Annotated in this window: 22 protein-coding genes; 11 read left to right on the forward strand and 11 right to left on the reverse strand. The window is 67.6% G+C overall.

The window, feature by feature from the left end:
* Positions 1-67: 67 nt before the first annotated feature.
* Positions 68-670 carry an FMN-dependent NADH-azoreductase gene (locus tag POR01S_RS08240; protein ID WP_042135088.1) on the reverse strand — a complete coding sequence of 201 codons (603 nt, stop codon included), beginning with the start codon at positions 668-670 and terminating at the stop codon, positions 68-70.
* A 111-nt stretch (positions 671-781) separates the two neighbouring features.
* Between POR01S_RS08240 and POR01S_RS08245 the strand changes: the two genes are divergently transcribed.
* From POR01S_RS08245 to POR01S_RS08255, 3 genes are all read left to right on the forward strand, one after another.
* Positions 782-1,690, forward strand: a complete 909-nt coding sequence (locus POR01S_RS08245) for a LysR substrate-binding domain-containing protein (protein ID WP_042135090.1) — start codon at positions 782-784, stop codon at positions 1,688-1,690.
* Positions 1,691-1,823: 133 nt separating this feature from the next.
* Positions 1,824-2,072 (forward strand): type II toxin-antitoxin system Phd/YefM family antitoxin, encoded by a 249-nt coding sequence (locus POR01S_RS08250; protein WP_027597296.1) that lies wholly within the window; start codon positions 1,824-1,826, stop codon positions 2,070-2,072.
* Entirely contained in the window at positions 2,073-2,408 is a 336-nt protein-coding gene (locus tag POR01S_RS08255; RefSeq protein ID WP_042135093.1) for a type II toxin-antitoxin system RelE/ParE family toxin, read from the forward strand.
* On the opposite strand, the gene POR01S_RS08260 is transcribed toward POR01S_RS08255, so the two are convergent.
* The 3 genes from POR01S_RS08260 to POR01S_RS08270 form a co-directional block, all read right to left on the reverse strand.
* Entirely contained in the window at positions 2,405-2,989 is a 585-nt protein-coding gene (locus POR01S_RS08260; RefSeq protein WP_027597298.1) for a LysE family translocator, read from the reverse strand. The two genes, POR01S_RS08255 and POR01S_RS08260, sit on opposite strands and share 4 nt — an antisense overlap.
* A gap of 47 nt (positions 2,990-3,036) precedes the next feature.
* On the reverse strand, positions 3,037-3,876 hold the full coding sequence (locus POR01S_RS08265; protein ID WP_042135095.1) for an AraC family transcriptional regulator: 840 nt from the start codon (positions 3,874-3,876) through the stop codon (positions 3,037-3,039).
* 74 nt (positions 3,877-3,950) lie between these two features.
* The gene (locus POR01S_RS08270; RefSeq protein ID WP_027600568.1) at positions 3,951-4,847 is read right to left on the reverse strand and encodes a LysR family transcriptional regulator; all 897 of its coding nucleotides are present in this window, start codon (positions 4,845-4,847) and stop codon (positions 3,951-3,953) included.
* A gap of 105 nt (positions 4,848-4,952) precedes the next feature.
* Between POR01S_RS08270 and POR01S_RS08275 the strand changes: the two genes are divergently transcribed.
* From POR01S_RS08275 to POR01S_RS08285, 3 genes are all read left to right on the forward strand, one after another.
* Positions 4,953-6,038, forward strand: a complete 1,086-nt coding sequence (locus POR01S_RS08275) for a tartrate dehydrogenase (protein WP_042135097.1) — start codon at positions 4,953-4,955, stop codon at positions 6,036-6,038.
* Position 6,039: 1 nt separating this feature from the next.
* Complete coding sequence (locus POR01S_RS08280) at positions 6,040-6,918, forward strand: alpha/beta fold hydrolase (RefSeq protein WP_042135099.1); 879 nt, start codon at positions 6,040-6,042, stop codon at positions 6,916-6,918.
* Between the two features lie 104 nt (positions 6,919-7,022).
* A complete protein-coding gene (locus POR01S_RS08285) occupies positions 7,023-7,814 on the forward strand; it encodes a phosphatase PAP2 family protein (RefSeq protein WP_042135101.1) in 792 nt (263 codons plus the stop codon).
* Positions 7,815-7,820: 6 nt separating this feature from the next.
* Here the strand turns inward: POR01S_RS08285 and POR01S_RS08290 are convergent, their stop codons facing one another.
* From POR01S_RS08290 to choX, 7 genes are all read right to left on the reverse strand, one after another.
* Entirely contained in the window at positions 7,821-8,072 is a 252-nt protein-coding gene (locus POR01S_RS08290) for a hypothetical protein (RefSeq protein WP_007160239.1), read from the reverse strand.
* A 267-nt stretch (positions 8,073-8,339) separates the two neighbouring features.
* Positions 8,340-9,329 carry an alpha/beta hydrolase gene (locus POR01S_RS08295; protein WP_255211811.1) on the reverse strand — a complete coding sequence of 330 codons (990 nt, stop codon included), beginning with the start codon at positions 9,327-9,329 and terminating at the stop codon, positions 8,340-8,342.
* Positions 9,326-10,480: a gamma-butyrobetaine dioxygenase gene (locus POR01S_RS08300; RefSeq protein ID WP_042135103.1), complete on the reverse strand. Its 1,155-nt coding sequence runs from the start codon at positions 10,478-10,480 to the stop codon at positions 9,326-9,328. Before POR01S_RS08300 ends, POR01S_RS08295 begins: the two co-directional genes overlap by 4 nt.
* 36 nt (positions 10,481-10,516) lie before the next feature.
* Positions 10,517-10,987: a thioesterase family protein gene (locus tag POR01S_RS08305; protein ID WP_042135105.1), complete on the reverse strand. Its 471-nt coding sequence runs from the start codon at positions 10,985-10,987 to the stop codon at positions 10,517-10,519.
* 10 nt (positions 10,988-10,997) lie between these two features.
* The gene (locus POR01S_RS08310) at positions 10,998-11,942 is read right to left on the reverse strand and encodes an L-carnitine dehydrogenase (RefSeq protein WP_042135107.1); all 945 of its coding nucleotides are present in this window, start codon (positions 11,940-11,942) and stop codon (positions 10,998-11,000) included.
* Positions 11,939-12,826 carry a 3-dehydrocarnitine:acetyl-CoA trimethylamine transferase CdhC gene (cdhC, locus tag POR01S_RS08315; RefSeq protein WP_042135109.1) on the reverse strand — a complete coding sequence of 296 codons (888 nt, stop codon included), beginning with the start codon at positions 12,824-12,826 and terminating at the stop codon, positions 11,939-11,941. Before cdhC ends, POR01S_RS08310 begins: the two co-directional genes overlap by 4 nt.
* Before the next feature lie 19 nt (positions 12,827-12,845).
* Positions 12,846-13,778 carry a choline ABC transporter substrate-binding protein gene (gene choX, locus POR01S_RS08320; RefSeq protein WP_027597309.1) on the reverse strand — a complete coding sequence of 311 codons (933 nt, stop codon included), beginning with the start codon at positions 13,776-13,778 and terminating at the stop codon, positions 12,846-12,848.
* A gap of 155 nt (positions 13,779-13,933) precedes the next feature.
* Here choX and POR01S_RS08325 point away from each other — a divergent pair, with 155 nt between their 5' ends.
* The 5 genes from POR01S_RS08325 to dgcB all read left to right on the forward strand — a co-directional run bounded on the left by POR01S_RS08325 (position 13,934) and on the right by dgcB (position 21,089).
* Complete coding sequence (locus tag POR01S_RS08325) at positions 13,934-14,920, forward strand: GlxA family transcriptional regulator (protein ID WP_042135111.1); 987 nt, start codon at positions 13,934-13,936, stop codon at positions 14,918-14,920.
* Between the two features lie 131 nt (positions 14,921-15,051).
* Complete coding sequence (locus tag POR01S_RS08330; protein WP_042135113.1) at positions 15,052-16,029, forward strand: dipeptidase; 978 nt, start codon at positions 15,052-15,054, stop codon at positions 16,027-16,029.
* Positions 16,030-16,217: 188 nt separating this feature from the next.
* Positions 16,218-16,748 carry a DUF5943 domain-containing protein gene (locus tag POR01S_RS08335; RefSeq protein ID WP_027597311.1) on the forward strand — a complete coding sequence of 177 codons (531 nt, stop codon included), beginning with the start codon at positions 16,218-16,220 and terminating at the stop codon, positions 16,746-16,748.
* Positions 16,749-16,853: 105 nt separating this feature from the next.
* Positions 16,854-18,914 carry a dimethylglycine demethylation protein DgcA gene (gene dgcA / locus POR01S_RS08340; protein ID WP_027597312.1) on the forward strand — a complete coding sequence of 687 codons (2,061 nt, stop codon included), beginning with the start codon at positions 16,854-16,856 and terminating at the stop codon, positions 18,912-18,914.
* A 183-nt stretch (positions 18,915-19,097) separates the two neighbouring features.
* The gene (dgcB, locus tag POR01S_RS08345) at positions 19,098-21,089 is read left to right on the forward strand and encodes a dimethylglycine demethylation protein DgcB (RefSeq protein ID WP_042135115.1); all 1,992 of its coding nucleotides are present in this window, start codon (positions 19,098-19,100) and stop codon (positions 21,087-21,089) included.
* The last annotated feature ends 48 nt before the right edge of the window (positions 21,090-21,137 follow it).

A 21,137-nucleotide genomic window follows, 5' to 3' on the forward strand; every position in this document is an offset into this window, starting at 1 on the left:
CACGCGCGAGAAGTCGCTAGCTCCCCTCTCCCTGACGGACAGGGGCCTGGGGTGAGGGCGACCGGATTCAGGCGAACTGCTCGGCGATCTGGCGTTCGGCGCTGGCCAGGGCCGCGCTCTTGGCTTCGTCGCCATAGGCCAGGCCTTCGGCATACACGGTCTGAACATCGGTGATGCCGAGAAAGCTCAAAACCAGCTTCAGATAGTCCGCATGGGCCAGTCCAGTCGGCTTGCCGGCATGGATGCCGCCCGCGGTAGCGACGATGATCGCCTTCTTGCCTTCACAGAGACCCACCGGACCGGCTTCGCTGTAGCGGAAGGTGGTGCCGGCCACAGTGATGCGGTCGATCCAGGCCTTGAGCTGGGTCGGGATGGTGAAGTTGTACATGGGCGCGCCCAGTACCAGGACATCGGCGGCGAGGAATTCCTGCAGGGCGCGGGCGTTGCGCTCGGCTTCGTCGCGCTGTTCGGCGCTGCGCTGCTCGGCCGGGGTAGCGCCGGCGGTCAGGCTGGCGGCGGAGAAGTCGCCCAGGGCATCGTGGGCGAGGTCATGGTAGCTGACCTCCAGTCCGGGCGTAGCGGCCTCGAGGGCGGCGACTACCTTGGCGGTCAGGGCACGGGAGGCGGAATGATCACCGAGGATGCTGGAATCGATGTGCAAGAGTTTCATGTGCGGTAGTCCTGTAGGGTTCGACGCGATGAGCCCAGACTACCGATAAGACGATCGGCTGATTAGTCGCCTAGAATGCGATGCTTCGTCCCATGGATAGGACAATCGTCCATGCAAGACCTCAATGATCTCGCCTACTTCGCCAAGGTGGTGGAAGCCGGGGGCTTCGCCGCCGCCGGGCGGCTGCTGGGCATTCCCAAGTCGCGGCTGTCCCGACGGATCGCCGAGCTGGAGACGCGCCTGGGCGCGCGGCTGCTGCAACGCACCACCCGTACCCTGACCCTGACCACCCTCGGCGAGCGCTACCTGGTGCACTGCCAGGCGCTGCTGCGCGAGGCGGAGAGCGCCGCCGAGACGGCGGCCAGCCTGTCCAGCGAACCGCGCGGCCCGCTGCGCGTGTCCTGCCCGGTGGCCCTGGCGCAGCAGTACCTGCCGGAGGTGGTGACGCAGTTCCTCGCGCGTTATCCCCAGGTGCAGCTGGACATGCTGCTGGTCAATCGGCGGGTGGACATCATCAACGAAGGGGTGGACGTCGCCCTGCGCGTGCGGGACCTCGCCGACGAGGAGCCGGGGCTGGTGGTGCGGCGGTTGCGTCAGGCCGCGGTGGTGCTGGTGGCGACTCCCGAATTGCTCGCCGGCCGGTCCCTGGATACACCGGAAGCCCTGCTGGGCCTGCCGCTGCTCGGCGCGCTCGAAGTGGATCGCAAGGTGCATCTGCGTCTGGTGGGCCCCCAGGGCGAACGGCGCGAACTGGTCCTGGAGGCCCGGTTGGGCATCGACGACTTCGGTGTCCGCAAGACCGCCGCCCTGGCCGGTCTCGGCTACACGGTGCTGCCGCTGATCTACTGCCAGGCCGAGCTGGCCGCAGGCCGCCTGCAGCGCCTGTTGCCGGACTGGTCCATCCCCGGCGGCCATCTGCAGGCCGCCTACGCCCACCGTCGCGGCCAACTGCCGGCCGTGCGAGCCTGGCTGGAGCATCTGGAGGCCAGTCTCCAGACGCACGACGGGGCGCCGGTCTAGCATAGGACTGTCCAGTCCTTATTCGGTCTGTATTTGGTTCTCTGATGTGCCACTGGTAGTCTGATGGGCAATCTATTACTGCCTGGGTCATCTCCGTCGGGAAACCCGGGCATTCGGCCCAGGAGGACATCCGATGAAAACCGAAACCATCAGCTACTTGAAGCGCCATGCGGCCAATCTGGATCTCGACGAGCCCATGATCGTTACTCAGAACGGGGTACCGGCCTATGTCGTCGAGTCCTATGCGGAGCGCCAGCGCCGCGACGAGGCCATTGCCCTGGTCAAGTTGCTGGCCATGAGCTCGCGTGAGGATGACGAGGGACAGCATCAAACCGCTGCGCAGATCAAGGATCGCCTGGCTGGGCGTTTCTCAGGAGCGTGAATGAACGTGACGCTACGGTTTACCGAGTGCGCCACCCTGAGTTTGGAAGATCAGATCCATCATCTGGCCGATCACACCAGCCAGCAGAATGCGCTCGCCAGGGTTATCGGGTTGATCGAAGCCGTCGAGAGCCAGCTGCCAGCAGCGCCCCTGGCTTTTCCCGTCAGCCGCCAGGCCAGTGAATTGGGCGTACTGCATTACCGTGAATTCAATCATGACGGTTTCCGGGTCTTCTACGAGATCAAGGCTACGGAACAGGCGGTGGTCGTGCTGCTGGTACTCAGGCAGAAGCAGAGCGTGGAAAAGGCGCTGATCCGCTACTGCCTGTTGCGCTAGACCACCGTCGCCCAGGCCGAGGCGAGCAGCAGCGCCGCCATCCCCAGGTTGAAGCCGCGCCAGGCGCGGGTCGATTTCAAACCATGCGCCGCGACCCGGCCGAGCAGGGCCCAGAGGCCCAGGCAGGGTACGGACACCAGCAGGAACACCAGGGCCAGCACCAGCACCTGGTGCCAGAGATCGGCACCGGGTTCGGCATAGACGGTCACCACCGCCAGCGCCATGCTCCAGCTCTTGGGGTTGAGCACCTGCAATCCGGCGGTGCCGCCGAAACCCAGGCGGGCACTGTCGTCCGCCACCGCGGGCGCCCCGGCGCGGGCCAGTTGCCAGGCCAGCCAGCTCAGCCAGAGCACCCCGGCCCAGGCCAGGGCGCGCTGCCAGTCGGGGTGTTGCGCCAGGGTCTGGCCGAGTCCGAAACCCACCACCAGCACCAGGGCCACCGCGCCCAGGCTGCCGCCCAGCACCAGCGGCAGGCTGGCCCGGGCGCCATGGCGCGCGCTGTGGCCGAGGATGAGCACATTGGTCGGCCCCGGGGTGATGGAGGCGACCAGGGCGAACAGCAGAAAGGGCAGCAGGGACATGGAAGACTCCCGAGAGGACTGAGCCACCAGGGTCGCAAGCCTTGCCGCTAGCGGTCTGGAAGATTCGAGCAGCGCGCGCGATAGGCCGCCGGGGTCAGGCCATAGGCGCGGCGGAACCAGCGCCCCAGGTGACTCTGATCGGCGAAGCCCAGGGCGGCCGCGGTCTCCGCCGGCGACAGACCATCGGCCAGCAGGCGGCGTGCCCGCGCCAGCCGCAGCTGCACCAGATAGGCATGGGGCGCCAGGCCGAAGGCGGCCTTGAAGGCGCGAGTCAGGCGGAATCTGTCCACCCCGGCGGCCCGGGCCAGTTCTTCCAGGCCGATATCTTCGTGGTGATGGGCATGCAGGAAGTCCCGCGCGCGCAGGGCCACCTGGGGCAGCCGCGGATCGCCGGCCTGGGGCGCGCGCCATTGCAGTTGCGGCAGGAGGCGCAGCAGCAGGGCATCCAGCGCGCTCTGGCGGACGATGCGCAATTCCGGACGACTCAGGACCTCATGGGCCCAAGCCACGGCGCGATGCAGCTCGGCCTGTTCCACCAGGGTTCGGGCGAAGCCGGGTTCGCCCAGGGGCCGGCCGTCGCCATGCAAGCCCTGCAGCTCGCGCGCCAGCCACTGGGGATCGAGATAGAGCATGGAATAGGTGAAGCCCTCGGCCTCCGGCGCCTGGCCATCGTGCAGTTCGCCGGGCTCGAGCAGAAAGACCTGGCCGGGGGTGCTCAGGTGGCGCTGGCCGCGACAGTGGAATTGCTGCAGGCCCTGCTCGGTGTAGCCCACCAGATAGGCGTCGTGCCAGTGCGGGTCATAGGCATGGCCCTCGAAATGGGCGCGCAGGGTCTCGATGCCGGTCTCGGCGTCCTGCTGCAGCTGGATCCAGTGATCGTCGGCCATGGCGAGAGAAGGGGGCTTTCGGGCCTTTCAGTCTAGTTACTGACCTGATGTCGGTCTGGAAGATTCGTGCAGCCCTAGCGTCCCAACCGCGCGGGCAGCTCCCGTGCCAGGTGGCGGATCAGTTCCGACAATCGGCGCGGCACGTGGCGCTGCTGGCGGTGCACCGCATAGATGGCCGCCGCCGATGCCTCGTGATCGGTCAGCAGCGGCACCAGGGCGCCGCTGGCGATCAGCTCGGCCACGTCCCATTCCGATCTCAGGATCAGCCCGTGGCCCTCCAGCGCCAGACGCACCACCACCTCGCCATCGTTGCTGCTCAGGCTGCCGCGGACCTTCTGGGCGAAATGCTGGCCGCCCTTGGTGAAGCGCCAGACGGCGTAGTCGCCGGCGTCCTGGCGCAGCACCAGGCAGTTGTGGTGCGCCAGGTCGGCCACGCTTTCCGGCACGCCGGCCCGGGCCAGGTAGCTGGGGGCGGCGCAGAGCAGGCGGCGGTTGTCCAGCAGGCGATGGGCGATGACCCGGGCGTCCGGCGGCTCGCCGACGCGGATGTCCAGGTCGAAGGGGCCGTCCAGCAGATTCACCGGATGACTGGAAAGGTGCAGGTTGAGCTCCAGCTCGGGATGACGGCGGGCGAAGTCCGACAGCAACGGCGCCAAGTGGCGGCGGCCGAAGCCAAAGGTGGCGTTGAGATTGAGCGTGCCACTCAGGGGCGCATCGGGTCGGCCAACCGCGGCCTCGAGATCCTCCAGCTGAGTCAGCAGCGGACGGGCGCCTTCCAGATAGCGCAGGCCTTCCGGGGTCAGGTCCAGGCGTCGCGTGGTGCGGCGGATCAGCTGCACGCCCAGCCGGCGCTCCAGGGCGGTGAGTCTCTTGCTGACGGCCGCCAGCGACAGGCCCAGTTCCCGGGCGGCGGCGGTCAGGCTGGGGTGGCCAGCCAGGCGGACAAAGAAGGCGAGGTCATCGGCGGACAAGATTCTTGATCCCAGGTTAAGAATGGCTTTCCCTGTGGCGGGATTGTACGCCCCTGGCGCAGGACTACACTGGGTCCATCTCACCCAGACTGCCGGAGAACGTCCATGCAAGCGTCCAAGCCCCACAAGATCGCGGTCATCGCCGGAGACGGCATCGGCAAGGAAGTCATGCCCGAAGGCATCCGCGTGCTGGACGCCGCCGCCCGCCGCTTCGGACTCTCGCTGCAGTGGGACCACTTCGACTTCGCCAGCGCCGAGTACTACCAGGCCCATGGCAAGATGCTGCCGGACGACTGGTTCGAGACCCTCAAGGACTACGACGCCCTCTATTTCGGCGCCGTCGGTTGGCCGGACGTGGTACCCGACCACATTTCCCTCTGGGGCTCGCTGCTGCAATTTCGCCGCCGCTTCGACCAGTACGTCAACCTGCGGCCCTGCCGGCTGATGCCCGGGGTCAAGGCGCCCCTGGCCAATCGTCAGCCGGGCGACATCGACTTCTATGTGGTGCGCGAGAACACCGAAGGGGAGTATTCCAGCGTCGGCGGCATCATGTTCGAGGGCACCGAACGCGAGGTGGTGATCCAGGAAACGGTGATGACCCGTCACGGCACCGACCGCATCCTCAAGTTCGCCTTCGACCTGGCCCAGCAGCGGCCGCGCCAGAAGCTGACCTCTGCCACCAAATCCAACGGCATCGCCATCACCATGCCCTGGTGGGACAAGCGCGTGGAAGAGATGGGCAAGGCCTATCCGGACGTGGCGGTGGACAAGTTCCACATCGACATCCTCACCGCCAACTTCGTCCTGCACCCGGACTGGTTCGACGTGGTGGTGGCCAGCAACCTGTTCGGCGACATCCTCTCCGACCTGGGCCCGGCCTGTACCGGCACCATCGGCATCGCGCCCTCGGCCAACATCAATCCGGAACGCACCTTCCCCAGCCTGTTCGAGCCGGTACACGGCTCGGCGCCGGACATCGCCGGGCGGGGCATCGCCAATCCCATCGGCCAGATCTGGTGCGGCGCCATGATGCTGGAGCACCTCGGCCATGCCGACGCCGGCGCTGCCGTGGTGGCGGCCATCGAGGCGGTGCTGCGCCAGGGGCCCGAGCAGGCACCCCTGACCCGCGACCTCGGCGGTCAGGGCACCACCGAAAGCCTGGGGCAGGCCATCGCCGCGGCCCTGGCCTGAAATGGACGGCCTCTTCGCGGGATTCGAACAGCGGCAGCTGAGCGTCAACGGCGTCGAGCTCAATTGCCGCGTCGGCGGTCAGGGCCCGGCGCTGCTGCTGCTCCACGGTCATCCGCAGACACTTGTCATGTGGCACAAGGTAGCGCCGCGTCTGGCCGAGCGCTTCACCCTGGTGGCCGCCGATCTGCGCGGCTATGGCGACAGCGCCAAGCCGGAGGCGGGTGCCGAGGCGTACAGCAAGCGTACCCTGGCGCGGGACAACGTCGAGCTGATGCGCCGGCTGGGCCATGAGCGCTTCGCCGTGCTGGCCCACGACCGCGGCGCCCGGGTCGCCCATCGCCTGGCGCTGGATCATCCCGCGGCGGTGGAGCGGCTGCTGCTGCTGGATATCGCGCCGACCCTGGCCATGTATCGGCAGACCGATGAGGCCTTCGCCCGCGCCTACTGGCACTGGTTCTTTCTGATCCGCCCGGCGCCGCTGCCGGAGCGGTTGATCGAAGCCGATCCGGAAGGCTATCTCAAGGGCGTGATGGGTACCCGCAGCGCTGGCCTGGCGCCCTTTCCGCCGGAGGTGCTGGCCGAATACCTGCGCTGCCTGAGCCTGCCCGGCACTGCCCGTGGTATCTGCGAGGACTATCGCGCCAGCGCCGGGATCGACCTGGCGCATGACCAGGCCGATCTGGATGCCGGGCGCCGGCTGGAATTGCCGTTACGCATACTCTGGGGTGCGGAAGGCACCGTGGGGCGCTGCTTCGATCCCCTCGCCGAATGGCGCCAGGTGGCCACCCAGGTCAGCGGCCGCGCCTTGCCGGGCGGGCATTACCTGGCGGAAGAGCTACCGGATCTGGTGGTAGAGGAGGCCCTGGCCTTCTTTGGTTGACGCGGTGACTGCAAAGGAGTGTTGCATCATCTGGCTGTAACAAAGTGTGACGTTATCGAGGTCGAGCGGGTCTATTCGTGAAATTTTCGTGAAAAGAGACCTCGATGAACGCTCCACTCTTCGCTTCCACCTGGCAGTGGCGCCGCCTGGCGCTGTGCCAGGGACTGGCTCTGGGCCTGTTGCTGCTCTGGCTGATTCCGGGTGTGCGCAGCCAGCTGCTGGCCTTCGACGCCGGGTTGTTCCATGCCCTCAACGCGCCCCTGGCCCAGTCCACCGCCTGGCTCTACCTCTGGACCTTCTTCAGCCTGAGACCGGTGGATGCCCTCGTTGGCCTGGTGCTGCTGGCGCTCCTGGTCCGTGGCGGCTGGGCCTATCCGGCCCGGCAGGTGCGCCCGGCGCTGGCGGCCTTCATCGGCCTGCTGGTGATCCTGCTGATCGTGCGAACGCTGTTGACCAAGGGCATCGAAGCCTGGGGTTTGCAGCATTCCAGTCCGTCCGATGTGCTCTCGGGCGCCTATCTGCTCAGCGATCGCTTTCCCGGACTGGAGCACGGCTGGGAATTGAAGGACAGATCCGGCGCCAGCTTTCCCGGCGACCATGCCTCGGTGCTGCTGCTCTGGGCGCTGTTCATGGCGCATTTCACCCGCGGCGGACGCCGGTTGATGGTGGCCGCGCTGGCCGTGCTGTTCATGCTGCCGCGCCTGGTGGCCGGCGCCCACTGGGGCTCGGATGACTATATCGGCGGTCTGGCGCTAGCCCTGGCCGTCATCAGCCTGGGCCTGCATACGCCGCTGGCGGCCGTCTTCGCCCGCCAGGGTGAGCGCCTGCTGACGCCGCCGTTGCGGAGTCTGGGCCGGTTGCCGCTGCTGGGTCGGCTGAGTCTGCTGCGGCCCTAGCGCCTGCTAGCCGCGTGGCTGGGCCAGGGCTGGCAGCAATTGCTGGTCGATGGCCTGGCGCACCGCCGGCAGCAGCGCCGCGCTGCCGGACAGCAATTCCTGGATCAACTGCCGCAAGGCCTGGGCGCGCTCCTGGTTGAGTCCCGTCACCGCCTGGCGGCAGGCCTCGTCCGCGGTGGCCGCGGGCGTTACGTTGAAACCCAGCGCACGCAGGCGGTCGCGGAAGTCGTCCTGGTCGATCAAGTCGGCGATCATCATGGTGCTGCCCTCTCCGGTGGAATGCCTGGATTCTCCCATCGGCGTCGCAGACGGCAAGCCGGGCTGGCGTCGCCGCATAGCCGGATGTCGTTTTTGGAAAGCACCGCGCCCGCCAGCCAGGCAATGTAGGTTTATTACGACGTCATGCCCGGACAATCTGCCGCAGGGTCAAGAGCGACGTTCGCGGTTAGAATGGCGCCTATCAACGACATTTTCCGGTTGTTCGCCACCAGAGCCGAGCAACCCCCGGTTACACACTGAGGCCCATCAGGGCGTTTGAACCTCTTCCGTCTCCAGCGGTTGAGGTTTTTTTTTGTCTTTTGCCAGGTCAGCAGGGGGCAGGGCGCCCAGTTCGCCCGCGAGAAAGCGCTCCAGGGCCTCGCGCAGCGCCTCGGCCCGCCGACCCTGGGCGCGCAGGGCGCCGTGCAGCAGACCGGCGCCTTGCCACAGGCGACCGGGCGTTCCGCCGGCACGCAGGGCGGCGATATAGGCGCGGCCATGGTCGGCCAGGGGATCGCGCCGGGCCACGGCGACAAAGGCCGGCGCCAGTCCACTGCAATCGCTAGCCTCCAGGGGCAGGGCGAGAGACTCCCGGCGCTGCGCCTGGCGAGGCAGATAGACCTCCAGACACGCCCGCCAGTCGGCCGCGCTCAGCAACGGCGCCGCGGCCTGCCGGCGTTCGCTGGGCAGCACCCGCGCGGTCAGCGCCGGATAGATTAGCGCCTGGGCCCGGGGCTGGGCACGCCCTTGCTGCCGCAACGCCAGGCATAGGGCGGCGGCGAGATTGCCGCCGGCACTGTCGCCGGCCACCGCCAGCCGGGTCGGGTCCAGCCCCAGTGTCGGGGCGTGCTGCTGCAGCCAGTCCCAGGCCTGGCGGGCATCGTTCAGAGCGGCGGGATAGGGATGCTCCGGCGCCAGGCGATAGTCCACCAGCAGCACCGCCAGCCCCAGGCGCCGCGCCAGGCGCGCGGCGAGAAAGCCGTGGGAATCCAGGTCACCGAGCATCCAGCCGCCGCCATGCAGATAGAGCAGGGCGGGGCGGTCAGCGGCGGCCTCCTGCGGCGCCACCAGCCGCAACGGCACGTCGCCGGCGCAATGATCGCTGACCGCCAGGCCCTGATAGTCCGCCGGTGCCAGGGCGGCGCAGAGTCGGGCGTAGGCCTGGCGCTGAGCCTGGATATCCGGGTCGGCCGTGGCGAAGGCCTGGCTGGCCGCGACGAAGGCGGCCATGTCCGCCGACAGCGGTGGCTGGCTCATCGTTGCAGCACGCGAATCCGGGAATGCAGTTCGTCTCTGTCGACATAGCAGCCCTGGAAGTGACGCGCGCCGCTGGCAGGGTCGAATTCATCCCTGGCATGCAGGGCGCGTCTGTTGTCGAAACACCACAGCTGACCCGCTTCGAGTCGCTGTCGATAGCGGAAGCGATCGTCGCGCGTCAGGGCGATGAAGCGACGGTAGGCGCGGTAGAGCAGCGGCATGGTGGCGGGCAGGGTGCTGAAGGGGCCACGCAGGAAATTCGCCATGCGGATTTCCGTCACCTCCTGGTTTTCGCCCAGGGCAATGATGGGCGCCTGGTAGCGATAGTCAGAAGACCTGCCCCGATTGCGGAATTCGATGGGCAGGGTGGTGAGGATCTCGAAGGACTGCGGGTCTTCTTCCCTGAGCACTTCCGCCAGTTTGAAACCATCGACGAAGGTGCTGCTGCCGCCGCGTGCGTCGTTGACCAGGCAGTGCAGGAATTGCAGACCGGGTTGCAACTCGCGGGTCGGCAGATCGGTATGCAGCGGGAGGTTGAAGGCGGTATAGGCGTTGCTGTCCGCATCGACCTTGGACTGGACATCGAAGAGCGTGCCGAAATTGCTTTCCCGGATGAAGGAAATGCGTTTCGCCACGGGGACGAGCGCGCCGCTTTCGGTAGGCACGTCGTGGATCAGGGACAGGCCGGTATCTCTCACCATTAGCAGCCAGGCCAGCAGCGCGGTGTCGTCGGCCATTACGTCGGTGTAATGGAAGGCTGGAACAGCCAGGCTGCTGTCCCAGAGCCTTTTCTTCGGCTTCAGCCGTTCCCGTTCAGCGAGGGATTCCTCGTCATAGGCGTGGGCGCGCAACCAACCCGCGTCGTAGGTACTGGCATGCCCGTCTTGCCAGAGGATGTCCAGATTGCCGTCATCCGTGAGGGTCACCCGGGCGGCCTGAATGTCTTCGGGAATATCCAGGATCTCGACGACCTGCTCGCGGGTAACGGAATAGACACAGCGCGAGCAGGGGCAGTTGTCCCTGAGCCAGAGCAGGTGGTAGGGACTGGTTCGGCCGTCCAGCCAAAGCACCGTGACCTGAGTGTCATCCTCCAGGGCGCTGCGTATCGGGCTGATGACCTTGTAGGTACTGAAGTCGGCGATGGCGCTCATGTCAGGGTGACTCCGCTGGATCCTTGGGGTCGTTGGTCATTTTCTCGCGGGCGGCAGGCCGATGACCCGCCCGACGTGCTCCGGCCAGGGTTCGTCCCGCTGCGCCGCCAGCCGGGTCGCCAGCCAGTCGTGCACCGCGGGGGCGAAGGGCGCCGATTTAGGACCGGCTAGGTCCACGTGCAGCAGCAACTGCTCGGAGGCGGCCAGCAGCTCTGTCTCGCCCTCGCGATACAGCCCGAAGTGCAGGTGCAGACGCTTGGCGTCCAGAGCCAGGAATCTCACCCGCACCTCCAGCTGGGCGTCCGCCTTCACCTCGTGCAGGAAGTTGAGATGGCACTCCAGGGTGAACAGCGAGTGCCCGCTGGCGGCGCGGCCGGCGGCGTCCAGGCCCATGGCGTCCATCAGGGCGTCGGTGGCGTGGCTGAAGATCAGCAGGTAGTAGGCGTCGCGCAGATGACCGTTGTAGTCGACCCACTCGGGGGCGACGGTGGTGCTGTGGATCAGCATGACCCTTCTCCTAGTCCCGAATCCCGTGGCGTGTCTTGCAGTCGGCGATGGCCGCCTGCACCGCCAGCAGGCAGTCGTCGCGATAGCGCTCCAGCGCCGCCAGTTCCAGGTCGCCCTGCTGGGCCTGGGTGCCCTCGACCACGGCGTCGATCAGGCCGTCGGTCAGCTCCGGGGCTTCCAGGTAGGTCCAGGGCAGCTTCAGGGCCGGGCCGAATTGCTGCATGAAGTGGCGCATGCCCGCCGGGCCGCCGGCCAGGGTGTAGGTGAGGAAGGTGCCCATGAACGACCAGCGCAGGCCGGCGCCATAGCGGATGGCGTCGTCGATCTCGCCGGTGGTGGCGACGCCGTCGTTGACCAGGTGCAGCGCCTCGCGCCACAGGGCTTCGAGCAGGCGGTCGGCAATGAAGCCGGGCACCTCCTTGCGCACCCGCAGCGGCCGCATGCCCAGCTCGCGATAGAAGGCCTCGGCGCGCTCCAGGTTGGCCGTCGAGGTCTGGCTGCCACCCACCACCTCCACCAGCGGCAGCAGGTAGACGGGGTTGAAGGGATGGCCCACCAGGCAGCGCTCGGGGTGCTGGGCGTCGGCATAGAAGTCACTGGGCAGCAGCCCCGAGGTGCTGGAGCAGATCAGGGCGTCGGGCCGCGCCGCCCGGCTGACCCGGGCATGGAGGTCGCGCTTGAGCTCCAGGCGCTCGGGGGCGCTTTCCTGGATGACGTCGGCGCTGGCCACCGCGGCCTTCAGATCGGTATGGAAACTCAGGCGCTCCAGGCTGGCGCCGGGCGCCAGGCCCTGGGCCTCCAGCGCCGGCCAGGCATTGGCCAGGCGCGTGCGCAGGGCGGCCTCGGCGCCGGGTGCCGGGTCCCAGGCACGGACGTCCAGGCCCCGAGCCAGGGCCCGGGCGATCCAGCCGGCACCGATCACGCCGGTGCCGAGGGCGGCGAAGACGGCGCTCATCGGGCACCTCCCAGCTGCATGCGGTCCCGCCCTTCGGCCGGGCTCAGAGCGCGTCCGCCCAGCCGTTCGATGATCTGGATGACCCGCTCCACCAGGCTGCCGTTGGTGGCGTGGACGCCCCGGTCCAGCCAGAGATTGTCCTCCAGGCCGACGCGGACGTTGCCGCCCAGCAGCATGGCCTGGGCGGCCATGGGCATCTGCATCCGGCCGATGCCGAAGCCGGCCCAGCAGGCGCCCGCCGGCAGGTTGTCGACCATGGCCTTCATGGTGGTGGTGTCGGCCGGGGCGCCCCAGGGAATGCCCAGGCACAGCTGGAACAGCGGATCCTTCAGCAGGCCCTCCTTGAGCAACTGCTTGGCGAACCAGAGGTGGCCGGTGTCGAAGATCTCCAGCTCGGCCTTCACCCCCAGTTCGGTTATGCGCCTGGCCCCGGCGCGCAGTTGCGCGGGGGTGGAGACATAGATGAAGTCGCCGTCGCCGAAGTTGAGGGTGCCGCAATCCAGGGTGCAGATGTCCGGACGCAATTCCTCGACGTGCAGCAGGCGGGTGAGGGGGCCGACCAGGTCCGAGCCGGGGCCGAAGTCGGTGGGCGTCTCGCCCGGGCCGATCTCCAGGTCGCCGCCCATGCCGGCGGTGAGGTTGATGACGATCTCGGTGTCCGCCTCGCGGATGCGCTCAACCACCTCGCGATAGAGCGCCACGTCGCGACTCGGCTTGCCGGTGGCGGGATCGCGCACATGGGCGTGCACCACGGTGGCGCCGGCGCGGGCCGCCTCCAGGGCGGCGGCGGCGATCTGCGCCGGGGTAACGGGGACATGGGGATTGCGGCCTACGGTATCACCGGCGCCGGTCAGGGCGCAGGTGACGATGACATCGGTGTTCATGGGGTCTGTCCTTGGGCGATCAGAGCTTGAGAGCGGCGGGCTGGCCGGTACGGGTGGTCACGCCCTGGAGAAAGGCGTCGAGACGTTGCGGGTTGTCCTTGAGCCAGGCGCGGGCGGCGTCCTTGGGCGCGGTGCGCTCCAGGATGGGCGCCATCACGGCACTGACCTCGGCACTGTCCATGTGCAGATTGCTGAGCAGGCGCTGGACGTTGGCGCAGCGCTGCGGATAGTCGGCGGTGGTCACCACCGAGACCGTGGCCTGGCCTTCGTTGGGGCCGAAGACGTCTTCGCTGCCGGTCAGGTAGCGCATCTTGATCTGCAGGTTCATCGGATGCGGCTTCCAGCCAAAGAAGACGATCCACTCCTTGCGCTTCTCGGCGCGGCGCACGGCGGTGAGCATGCCCGCCTCGCTGGACTCCACCAGCTGGAAGTCCTTGAGGCCGAAACGGTCGGTCTTGATCATCTCGGCGGTGCCGCGGTTGGCGCCGCTGCCCGGCTCGATGCCGTAGATCTTGCCGCCGAGCTTGTCCTTGAAGCGGGCGATGTCGGCAAAGGTCTTCAGGCCCCCCTCGTAGACGTACTCGGGCACCGCATAGGTGGACTGGGCATCGGCCAGCAGCGGCGGAGTGATTACCTTGACCTGCCCCTTGTCGACGAAGGGCTGCACCACCGGCTGCATGGTCGGTTGCCAGTAGCCGAGGAACACATCGAGATTCTTGTCGCCCATGGCCGCCATGATGATCTGCTGGGAGGCGGTGGTCGGCTTCACGCCGTAGCCGAGGCCTTCGAGCATGACCTCGGCCAGGGCGCTGGTGGCGACCACGTCGGTCCAGCCGACGATGCCCATCCGTACCGTCTGGCAGCTGTCGGGATCGGCGGCGCGGGCGCTGCCAAGGGTGGCGGCCAGCAGGCCGCAGGCGAGGAGGGTGGCACTGAGGGTCTTGTTGGGCATGACGAACTCCCTGGGGCGGCGGGCGGGGATGACTGCCGGTTGCCTTCTACCCTAGGCGCCTCGCCCCGCCGCCATGTGCAGCCCGACGACCGGAATTTGCACCCTGGCGACCTTCTTGCTTGCCCAAGCCAACCGTTACCGAGGACGCCCCACCCATGCCGCAGTCCTTTGCCTTTCTCCTGCTGCCCGGCTTTTCCGCCCTGGGCTTCATCGCCACCCTGGAACCCCTGCGGGTGGCCAACCGCTTTCGCCCGGGCAGCTACCGCTGGCGCATCCTCGGTCGCGAGGGCGCGGCGGTGACCGCCAGCAACGGCATGTCGGTCAATGTCGACAGTGGCCTCGATGCCCTGGAAGCGGGCACCACCCTGTTCGTGGTGGCCGGTTTCGAGCCCCTGGCCCATTACGACGACGGCCTCGCCAGCTGGCTGCGCCAGGTCGCCCGCCACGGCCATCCCCTGGGCGGGATCGACACGGGTGCCCTGGTGCTGGCGCGTGCCGGGCTGCTGGACGGCCATAGGATCACCCTGCACTGGGAGGCGGTGGCGGCCTTTCGCGAAGCCTGGCCGCAGCTCGAGGTGACCGGCGAGCTGTTCGAGATCGACCGCGGCCGCATCACCTGCGCCGGCGGCACGGCCAGCCTCGACCTGCTGCTGGAACTGATCGGCCGCAGCCACGGCAGCGAACTGGCGGTGCAGGTCTCCGAGCAATTCGTGCTCGGGCGCATTCGCCCGCCGCGCGAGCACCAGCGGCTGCAGGTGGCGCAGCGCTACGGTATCGCCAATCGCAAGCTGATCCGCGTGGTGGAGCGCATGGAGCGCCACACCGAGACGCCCCTGGGCACCCTGGAACTGGCCGCCGGCATCCAGGTGACCCGCCGCCAGCTGGAGCGGCTGTTCCGCCTCCACCTGCAGACGACCCCCTCCACCTTCTATCTGCAGTTGCGCCTGGACCGGGCCCGCCAGCTGCTGCAGCAGGGGGAGGCCAGCGTGCTGGACGTCGCCCTGGCCTGCGGCTTCGAGTCCGCGTCCTATTTCTCCCGCTGCTACCGCCAGCGCTTCGGCCTGAGTCCGCGGGAAGACCGACCGCACCGGTCGTCGGCGCCGGAGCTTGCGGCGGCGGCTGCCGGCCTGCCGCCGGGGTAGGCCGACCCGCTCACTGACGCTTCTGGTGATACCCCTGTCGTTTTTGCATCCGGTCGGCCAGGACCCCGGGGCTATGCTGGCCTCGAATCGCCGGCACCCGTTCCGGCGCGAGACCAACGCCGGAGCCCGTCATGAATGCCACCGAACTCCACGCCGACAGCATCGTCATCGACGGGCTGATCATCGCCAAGTGGAACCGCGAACTCTTCGAAGACATGCGCAAGGGTGGCCTGACCGCCGCCAACTGCACCGTCTCGGTATGGGAGGGCTTCCAGGCCACGGTCAACAACATCGCCGCGAGCCAGAAGCTGATCCGCGAGTGCAGCGACCTGGTGGTCCAGGTGCGCACCACCGCCGAGATCCGCCAGGCCAAGGCCCAGGGCAAGACCGGCATCCTGTTCGGCTTCCAGAACGCCCATGCCTTCGAAGACCAGATCGGCTACGTCGAGATCTTCAAGCAGCTCGGCGTGGGCATCGTGCAGATGTGCTACAACACCCAGAACCTGGTGGGCACCGGCTGCTACGAGCGTGACGGCGGCCTGTCCGGCTTCGGTCGCGAGATCGTCGCCGAGATGAACCGCGTCGGCATCATGTGCGACCTCTCCCACGTCGGCTCCAAGACCAGCGAGGAAGTCATCCTCGAATCCAAGAGGCCGGTCTGCTACTCCCACTGCCTGCCGTCCGGCCTGAAGGAGCATCCGCGCAACAAGTCGGACGCGGAACTCAAGTTCATCGCCGACCACGGCGGCTTCGTCGGCGTGACCATGTTCGCCCCCTTCCTGGCCAAGGGCATCGACTCGACCATCGACGACTACGCCGAGGCCATCGAGTACGTGATGAACCTGGTGGGTGAAGACTCCATCGGCATCGGTACCGACTTCACCCAGGGCCACGGCCATGACTTCTTCGAGTGGCTGACCCATGACAAGGGCTACGCCCGTCGCCTGACCAACTTCGGCAAGATCGTCAACCCGCTGGGCATCCGCACCGTGGGCGAATTCCCCAACCTGACCGAGACCCTGCTCAAGCGCGGCATGCCCGAGCGCACCGTGCGCAAGGTCATGGGCGAGAACTGGATGCGCATCCTCGGCGAAGTCTGGGGCGAGTAGTGAATACCTCTGGAGCCTACTGCGCACACCGCTAGCGGCGTCGCGTCCTCGCGCCAGGTTCGCCGTACCTCGGTACTGCTCTCACCTGGCGCTGCGGGACTCCTTGCCAGCGGCGCGCTCGCTACGGCTCCACAGGCATTCACCCACACCTTTTTTTAGATACGTATTAGCGAATCGGAGCTCCACACATGGCCAGCCACGCCCCCGAAATGCCCATCCAGGTCGACGACGAAACCGGCGTCTGGACCACCGACGCCTTGCCGATGCTGTACGTACCCCGGCACTTCTTCGTCAACAACCACATGGGTATCGAAGAAGTCCTGGGCGCCGACAAATACGCCGAGATCCTCTACAAGGCCGGCTACAAGTCCGCCTGGCACTGGTGCGAGAAGGAAGCCGAGTGCCATGGCATCCACGGCGCCGCGGTGTTCGAGCACTACATGAAGCGCCTGTCGCAGCGCGGCTGGGGCCTGTTCGAGACCCAGAAGCTGGACCTGGACACCGGCCATGCCGAGGTCAAGCTCAAGCACTCCGCCTTCGTCTACGTCTACGGCAAGGTCAATCGCAAGGTCGACTACATGTTCACCGGCTGGTTCTCCGGCGCCATCGACCAGATCCTGGCCGCCAAGGGCAGTGCCATCCGCACCGTCACCGTCCAGGAATACAGCGGTTCCGAAGAAGGCCATGACGACGGCCTGTTCGTCACCCGGCCGAAGTAACGTCCCGCCCCCGGGTGGCCGCCGACCCGCTCGCCGCCACCCCAGCGACACCCCAGAGCAAGAGCGCGGCTCAAGACCGCGCACCAGCCGATCGAGGAGAAGGTCATGGCCTTCGAAGCAATGTTCCAGCCGATCCAGATCGGCAAGCTCACCATCCGCAACCGCGTACTCTCCACGGCCCACGCCGAGGTCTATGCCACCGATGGCGGCATGACCACCGAGCGCTACGTCAAGTATTACGAAGAGAAGGCCAAGGGCGGCATCGGCCTGGCCATCTGCGGGGGTTCCTCGGTGGTCGCCATCGACAGCCCGCAGCACTGGTGGAGTTCGGTCAACCTGTCCACCGACCGCATCATTCCGCACTTCCAGAATCTGGCCGACGCCATGCACAAGCACGGCGCCAAGATCATGATCCAGATCACCCACATGGGGCGCCGTTCGCGCTGGGACGGCGGCCACTGGCCGACACTGATGTCGCCGTCGGGCATCCGCGAGCCCGTACACCGCGCCACCTGCAAGACCATCGAGCCGGAAGAGATCTGGCGGGTGATCGGCAACTTCGCCCAGGCCGCCCGCCGGGCCAAGGCCGGCGGCCTGGACGGCGTCGAGCTGTCCGCCGTGCACCAGCACATGATCGACCAGTTCTGGTCGCCGCGGGTCAACAAGCGTACCGACGAATGGGGCGGCAGCTTCGAGAACCGCATGAGATTCGGCATGGAGGTGCTCAAGGCCGTGCGTGCCGAGGTCGGTGACGACTTCTGCGTCGGCATGCGCATCACCGGCGACGAATTCCACCCGGACGGTCTGTCCCACGACGACATGAAGCAGATCGCCAAGTACTACAGCGACACCGGCATGCTCGACTTCATCGGCGTGGTCGGCTCGGGGTGCGACACCCACAACACCCTGGCCAACGTCATCCCCAACATGACCTATCCGCCGGAGCCCTTCCTGCACCTGGCCGCGGGCATCAAGGAAGTGGTCAACGTACCGGTGCTGCACGCCCAGAACATCAAGGATCCGAACCAGGCCACCCGTATCCTGGAGGGCGGCTACGTCGACATGGTCGGCATGACCCGCGCCCACATCGCCGATCCGCACCTGATCACCAAGATCAAGATGGGGCAGATCGACCAGATCCGTCAGTGCGTCGGCGCCAACTACTGCATCGACCGCCAGTACAACGGCCTGGACGTGCTGTGCATCCAGAACGCCGCCACCAGCCGCGAATACATGGGCCTGCCGCACATCATCGAGAAGTCCACCGGGCCCAAGCGCAAGGTGGTCATCGTCGGCGGCGGCCCGGCCGGCATGGAGGCCGCGCGCGTCTCGGCCGAGCGCGGCCACGACGTCACCCTGTTCGAGAAGCAGGAGCAACTCGGCGGCCAGATCACCCTGGCCTCTCGCGCTCCGCAGCGCGACCAGATCGCCGGCATCACCCGCTGGTACCAGCTGGAACTGGCGCGCCTGGGCATCGACCTGCGCCTGGGCACCGCCGCCGATCCGGCGACCATCCTCGACCTGCGCCCGGACATCGTCATCCTGGCCAACGGCGGCCATCCCTTCCTGGAACAGGTCGATCACTGGCACGCCGCCGACGGCCTGGTCGTCAGCAGCTGGGACATCCTCTCGGGCAAGGTCGAACCGGGCAAGAACGTGCTGGTGTACGACACCATCTGCGAATTCACCGGCATGTCGGTGGCCGACTACCTGGCCGACAAGGGCGCCCAGGTCGAGATCGTCACCGACGACATCAAGCCGGGCGTGGCCATCGGCGGGACCACCTTCCCGACCTACTACCGCAGCCTCTATCCCAAGGAAGTGATCATGACCGGCGACCTGATGCTGGAAAAGGTCTACGCCGAGGGCGACAAGAAGGTCGCGGTGCTGGAGAACGAATACACCGGCGCCCGCGAAGAGCGCGTGGTCGACCAGATCGTCATCGAGAACGGCGTGCGCCCGGACGAGGGGCTCTACTACGCCCTCAAGGAAGACTCGCGCAACAAGGGCCAGATGGACATCGAGGCGCTGTTCGCCATCGAGCCGCAGCCGGCGCTGGGCGAGACCGGCAACGGTTACCTGCTCTACCGGATCGGCGACTGCGTGGCCCAGCGCAACACCCACGCCGCCATCTACGACGCCCTGCGCCTGTGCAAGGACTTCTAAGACACGCCCCGTGAGGGTTCGCAACGTCCGGTCGGCACGGACAGCCTCCTCTCCCTGAGGGAGAGGGCGGGGGTGAGGGGCCCAGCTGACGCCTTGGCGTCAAAGCGGGCTCTCCATCTCGGCTTTCTCCCCAGGGAGAGGAGGTGATCCGCCGCCACCCGAGGTCCCGTAGGGAGACCCGCAATGCTCAGTACCATCCTCCCCATCCTGCTCTTCGCCGCCCTGGCCCTCACCGTGATCGGTGCCGTGCGCCGCTTCAGCCTCTGGCGACAGGGGCGTCCGGCCGAGGTCGACTGGCTGGGCGGGCTGCTGAAGATGCCGCGGCGCTACCTGGTGGATCTGCACCACGTGGTCGACCGCGACAAGTACATCTCCAAGACCCACGTGGCCACCGCCGGCGGCTTCGTCCTGGCGGCGCTCTTGGCCATCCTGGTGCATGGCTTCGGCCTGCACAGCCGCATCCTCGGCTGGGCGCTGCTGGCGGCCACCGCCTGCATGTTCACCGGCGCCCTGTTCGTCGCCAGGCGCCGCCGCAATCCGCCGGCGCGGCTGTCCAAGGGCCCCTGGATGCGCCTGCCCAAGAGTCTGCTGGCCTTTGCCGCGAGCTTCTTCATCGCCACCCTGCCGGTCGCCGGCATCCTGCCGCCGGACTTCGGCGGCTGGCTGTTGGCCGCGGTGCTGGCGGTGGGCGTGGCCTGGGGCGTGTCCGAACTGTTCCTCGGCATGACCTGGGGCGGTCCCATCAAGCACGCCTTCGCCGGTGCCCTGCACCTGGCCTGGCACCGTCGCGCCGAGCGCTTCAGCACCCCGCACAACGCCAGCGCCGCCCGCTCCAGCGGTCTCAAGGCGCTGGACCTGCACGATCCCAAGGCGCCGCTGGGGGTGGAAAAACCCGCCGACTTCACCTGGAACCAGCTGCTCGGCTTCGACGCCTGCGTCCAGTGCGGTCGCTGCGAAGCCATGTGCCCGGCCTTCGCCGCCGGCCAGCCGCTCAATCCCAAGAAGCTGATCCAGGACATGGTCGTCGGCCTCAAGGGCGGCAGCGATGCCCGCTACTTCGGCTCGCCCTATCCCGGCAAGCCGGTCGGCGAGCACGCCGGCGGTCCGCACCTGCCGATCGTGGCGCGCCAGGGCAAGGCCCTGGTGGATGCCGAGACCCTCTGGTCCTGCACCACCTGCCGCGCCTGCGTCGAGGAATGCCCGATGATGATCGAGCACGTCGATGCCATCGTCGACATGCGCCGGCACCTGACCCTGGAACGCGGCGAGACGCCGAACAAGGGCGCCGAGGTGCTGGAAAACCTCATCGCCACCGACAACCCCGGCGGCTTCGCCCCCGGTGGCCGCCTGAACTGGGCCGCCGACCTGGACCTGCCGCTGATGAAGGACAAGGGCCAGGCCGAGGTGCTGTTCTGGGTCGGCGACGGTGCCTTCGACATGCGCAACCAGCGCACCTTGCGCGCCTTCGTCAAGGTGCTCAAGGCGGCCAAGGTGGACTTCGCCGTGCTCGGCCTGGAAGAGCGCGACAGTGGTGACGTGGCCCGTCGCCTGGGTGACGAGGCGACCTTCCAGCAACTGGCCAGACGCAACATCGAGACCCTGGGCAAGTATCGCTTCCAGACCATCGTCTCCTGCGATCCGCACAGCTTCCATCTGCTCAAGAACGAATACGGCGCCCTGGGCGGCAACTACCAGGTGCAGCACCACAGCACCTTCATCGAGACCCTGCTCAGCCGCGGCACCCTGCACCTCGGACAGCACGCCCTGGCCGAGCAGGGCGCCACCATCACCTATCACGATCCCTGCTATCTGGGCCGCTACAACGGCGAGTACGAGGCGCCGCGCGCGGTGCTCAAGGCGCTGGGCATCGCGGTCAAGGAGATGGAGCGTTCCGGCTTCCGTTCGCGCTGCTGCGGCGGTGGCGGTGGCGCCCCCATCACAGACATCCCCGGCAAGCAGCGGATCCCCGACATGCGCATGGCCGACATCAAGGAAACCGGCGCCGAGCTGGTGGCCGTGGGTTGCCCCCAGTGCACCCTGATGCTGGAAGGCGTGGTCGCCCCGCGTCCGGAGATCAAGGACATCGCCGAACTGGTGGCCGAGGCCATCGTCGAGGCGCCGGTGGACAGCAAGCCTGCGGCTGCGCGGCGGCCGGTGGCGGAGGCGCTGTCGTGAGTGGGTTTGGTAGCCCCCTCACCCTGGCCCTCTCCCCGAGGGGAGAGG

The organism is Pseudomonas oryzihabitans NBRC 102199 (genome assembly GCF_000730625.1).
Classification (GTDB): Bacteria; Pseudomonadota; Gammaproteobacteria; order Pseudomonadales; family Pseudomonadaceae; genus Chryseomonas; species Chryseomonas oryzihabitans.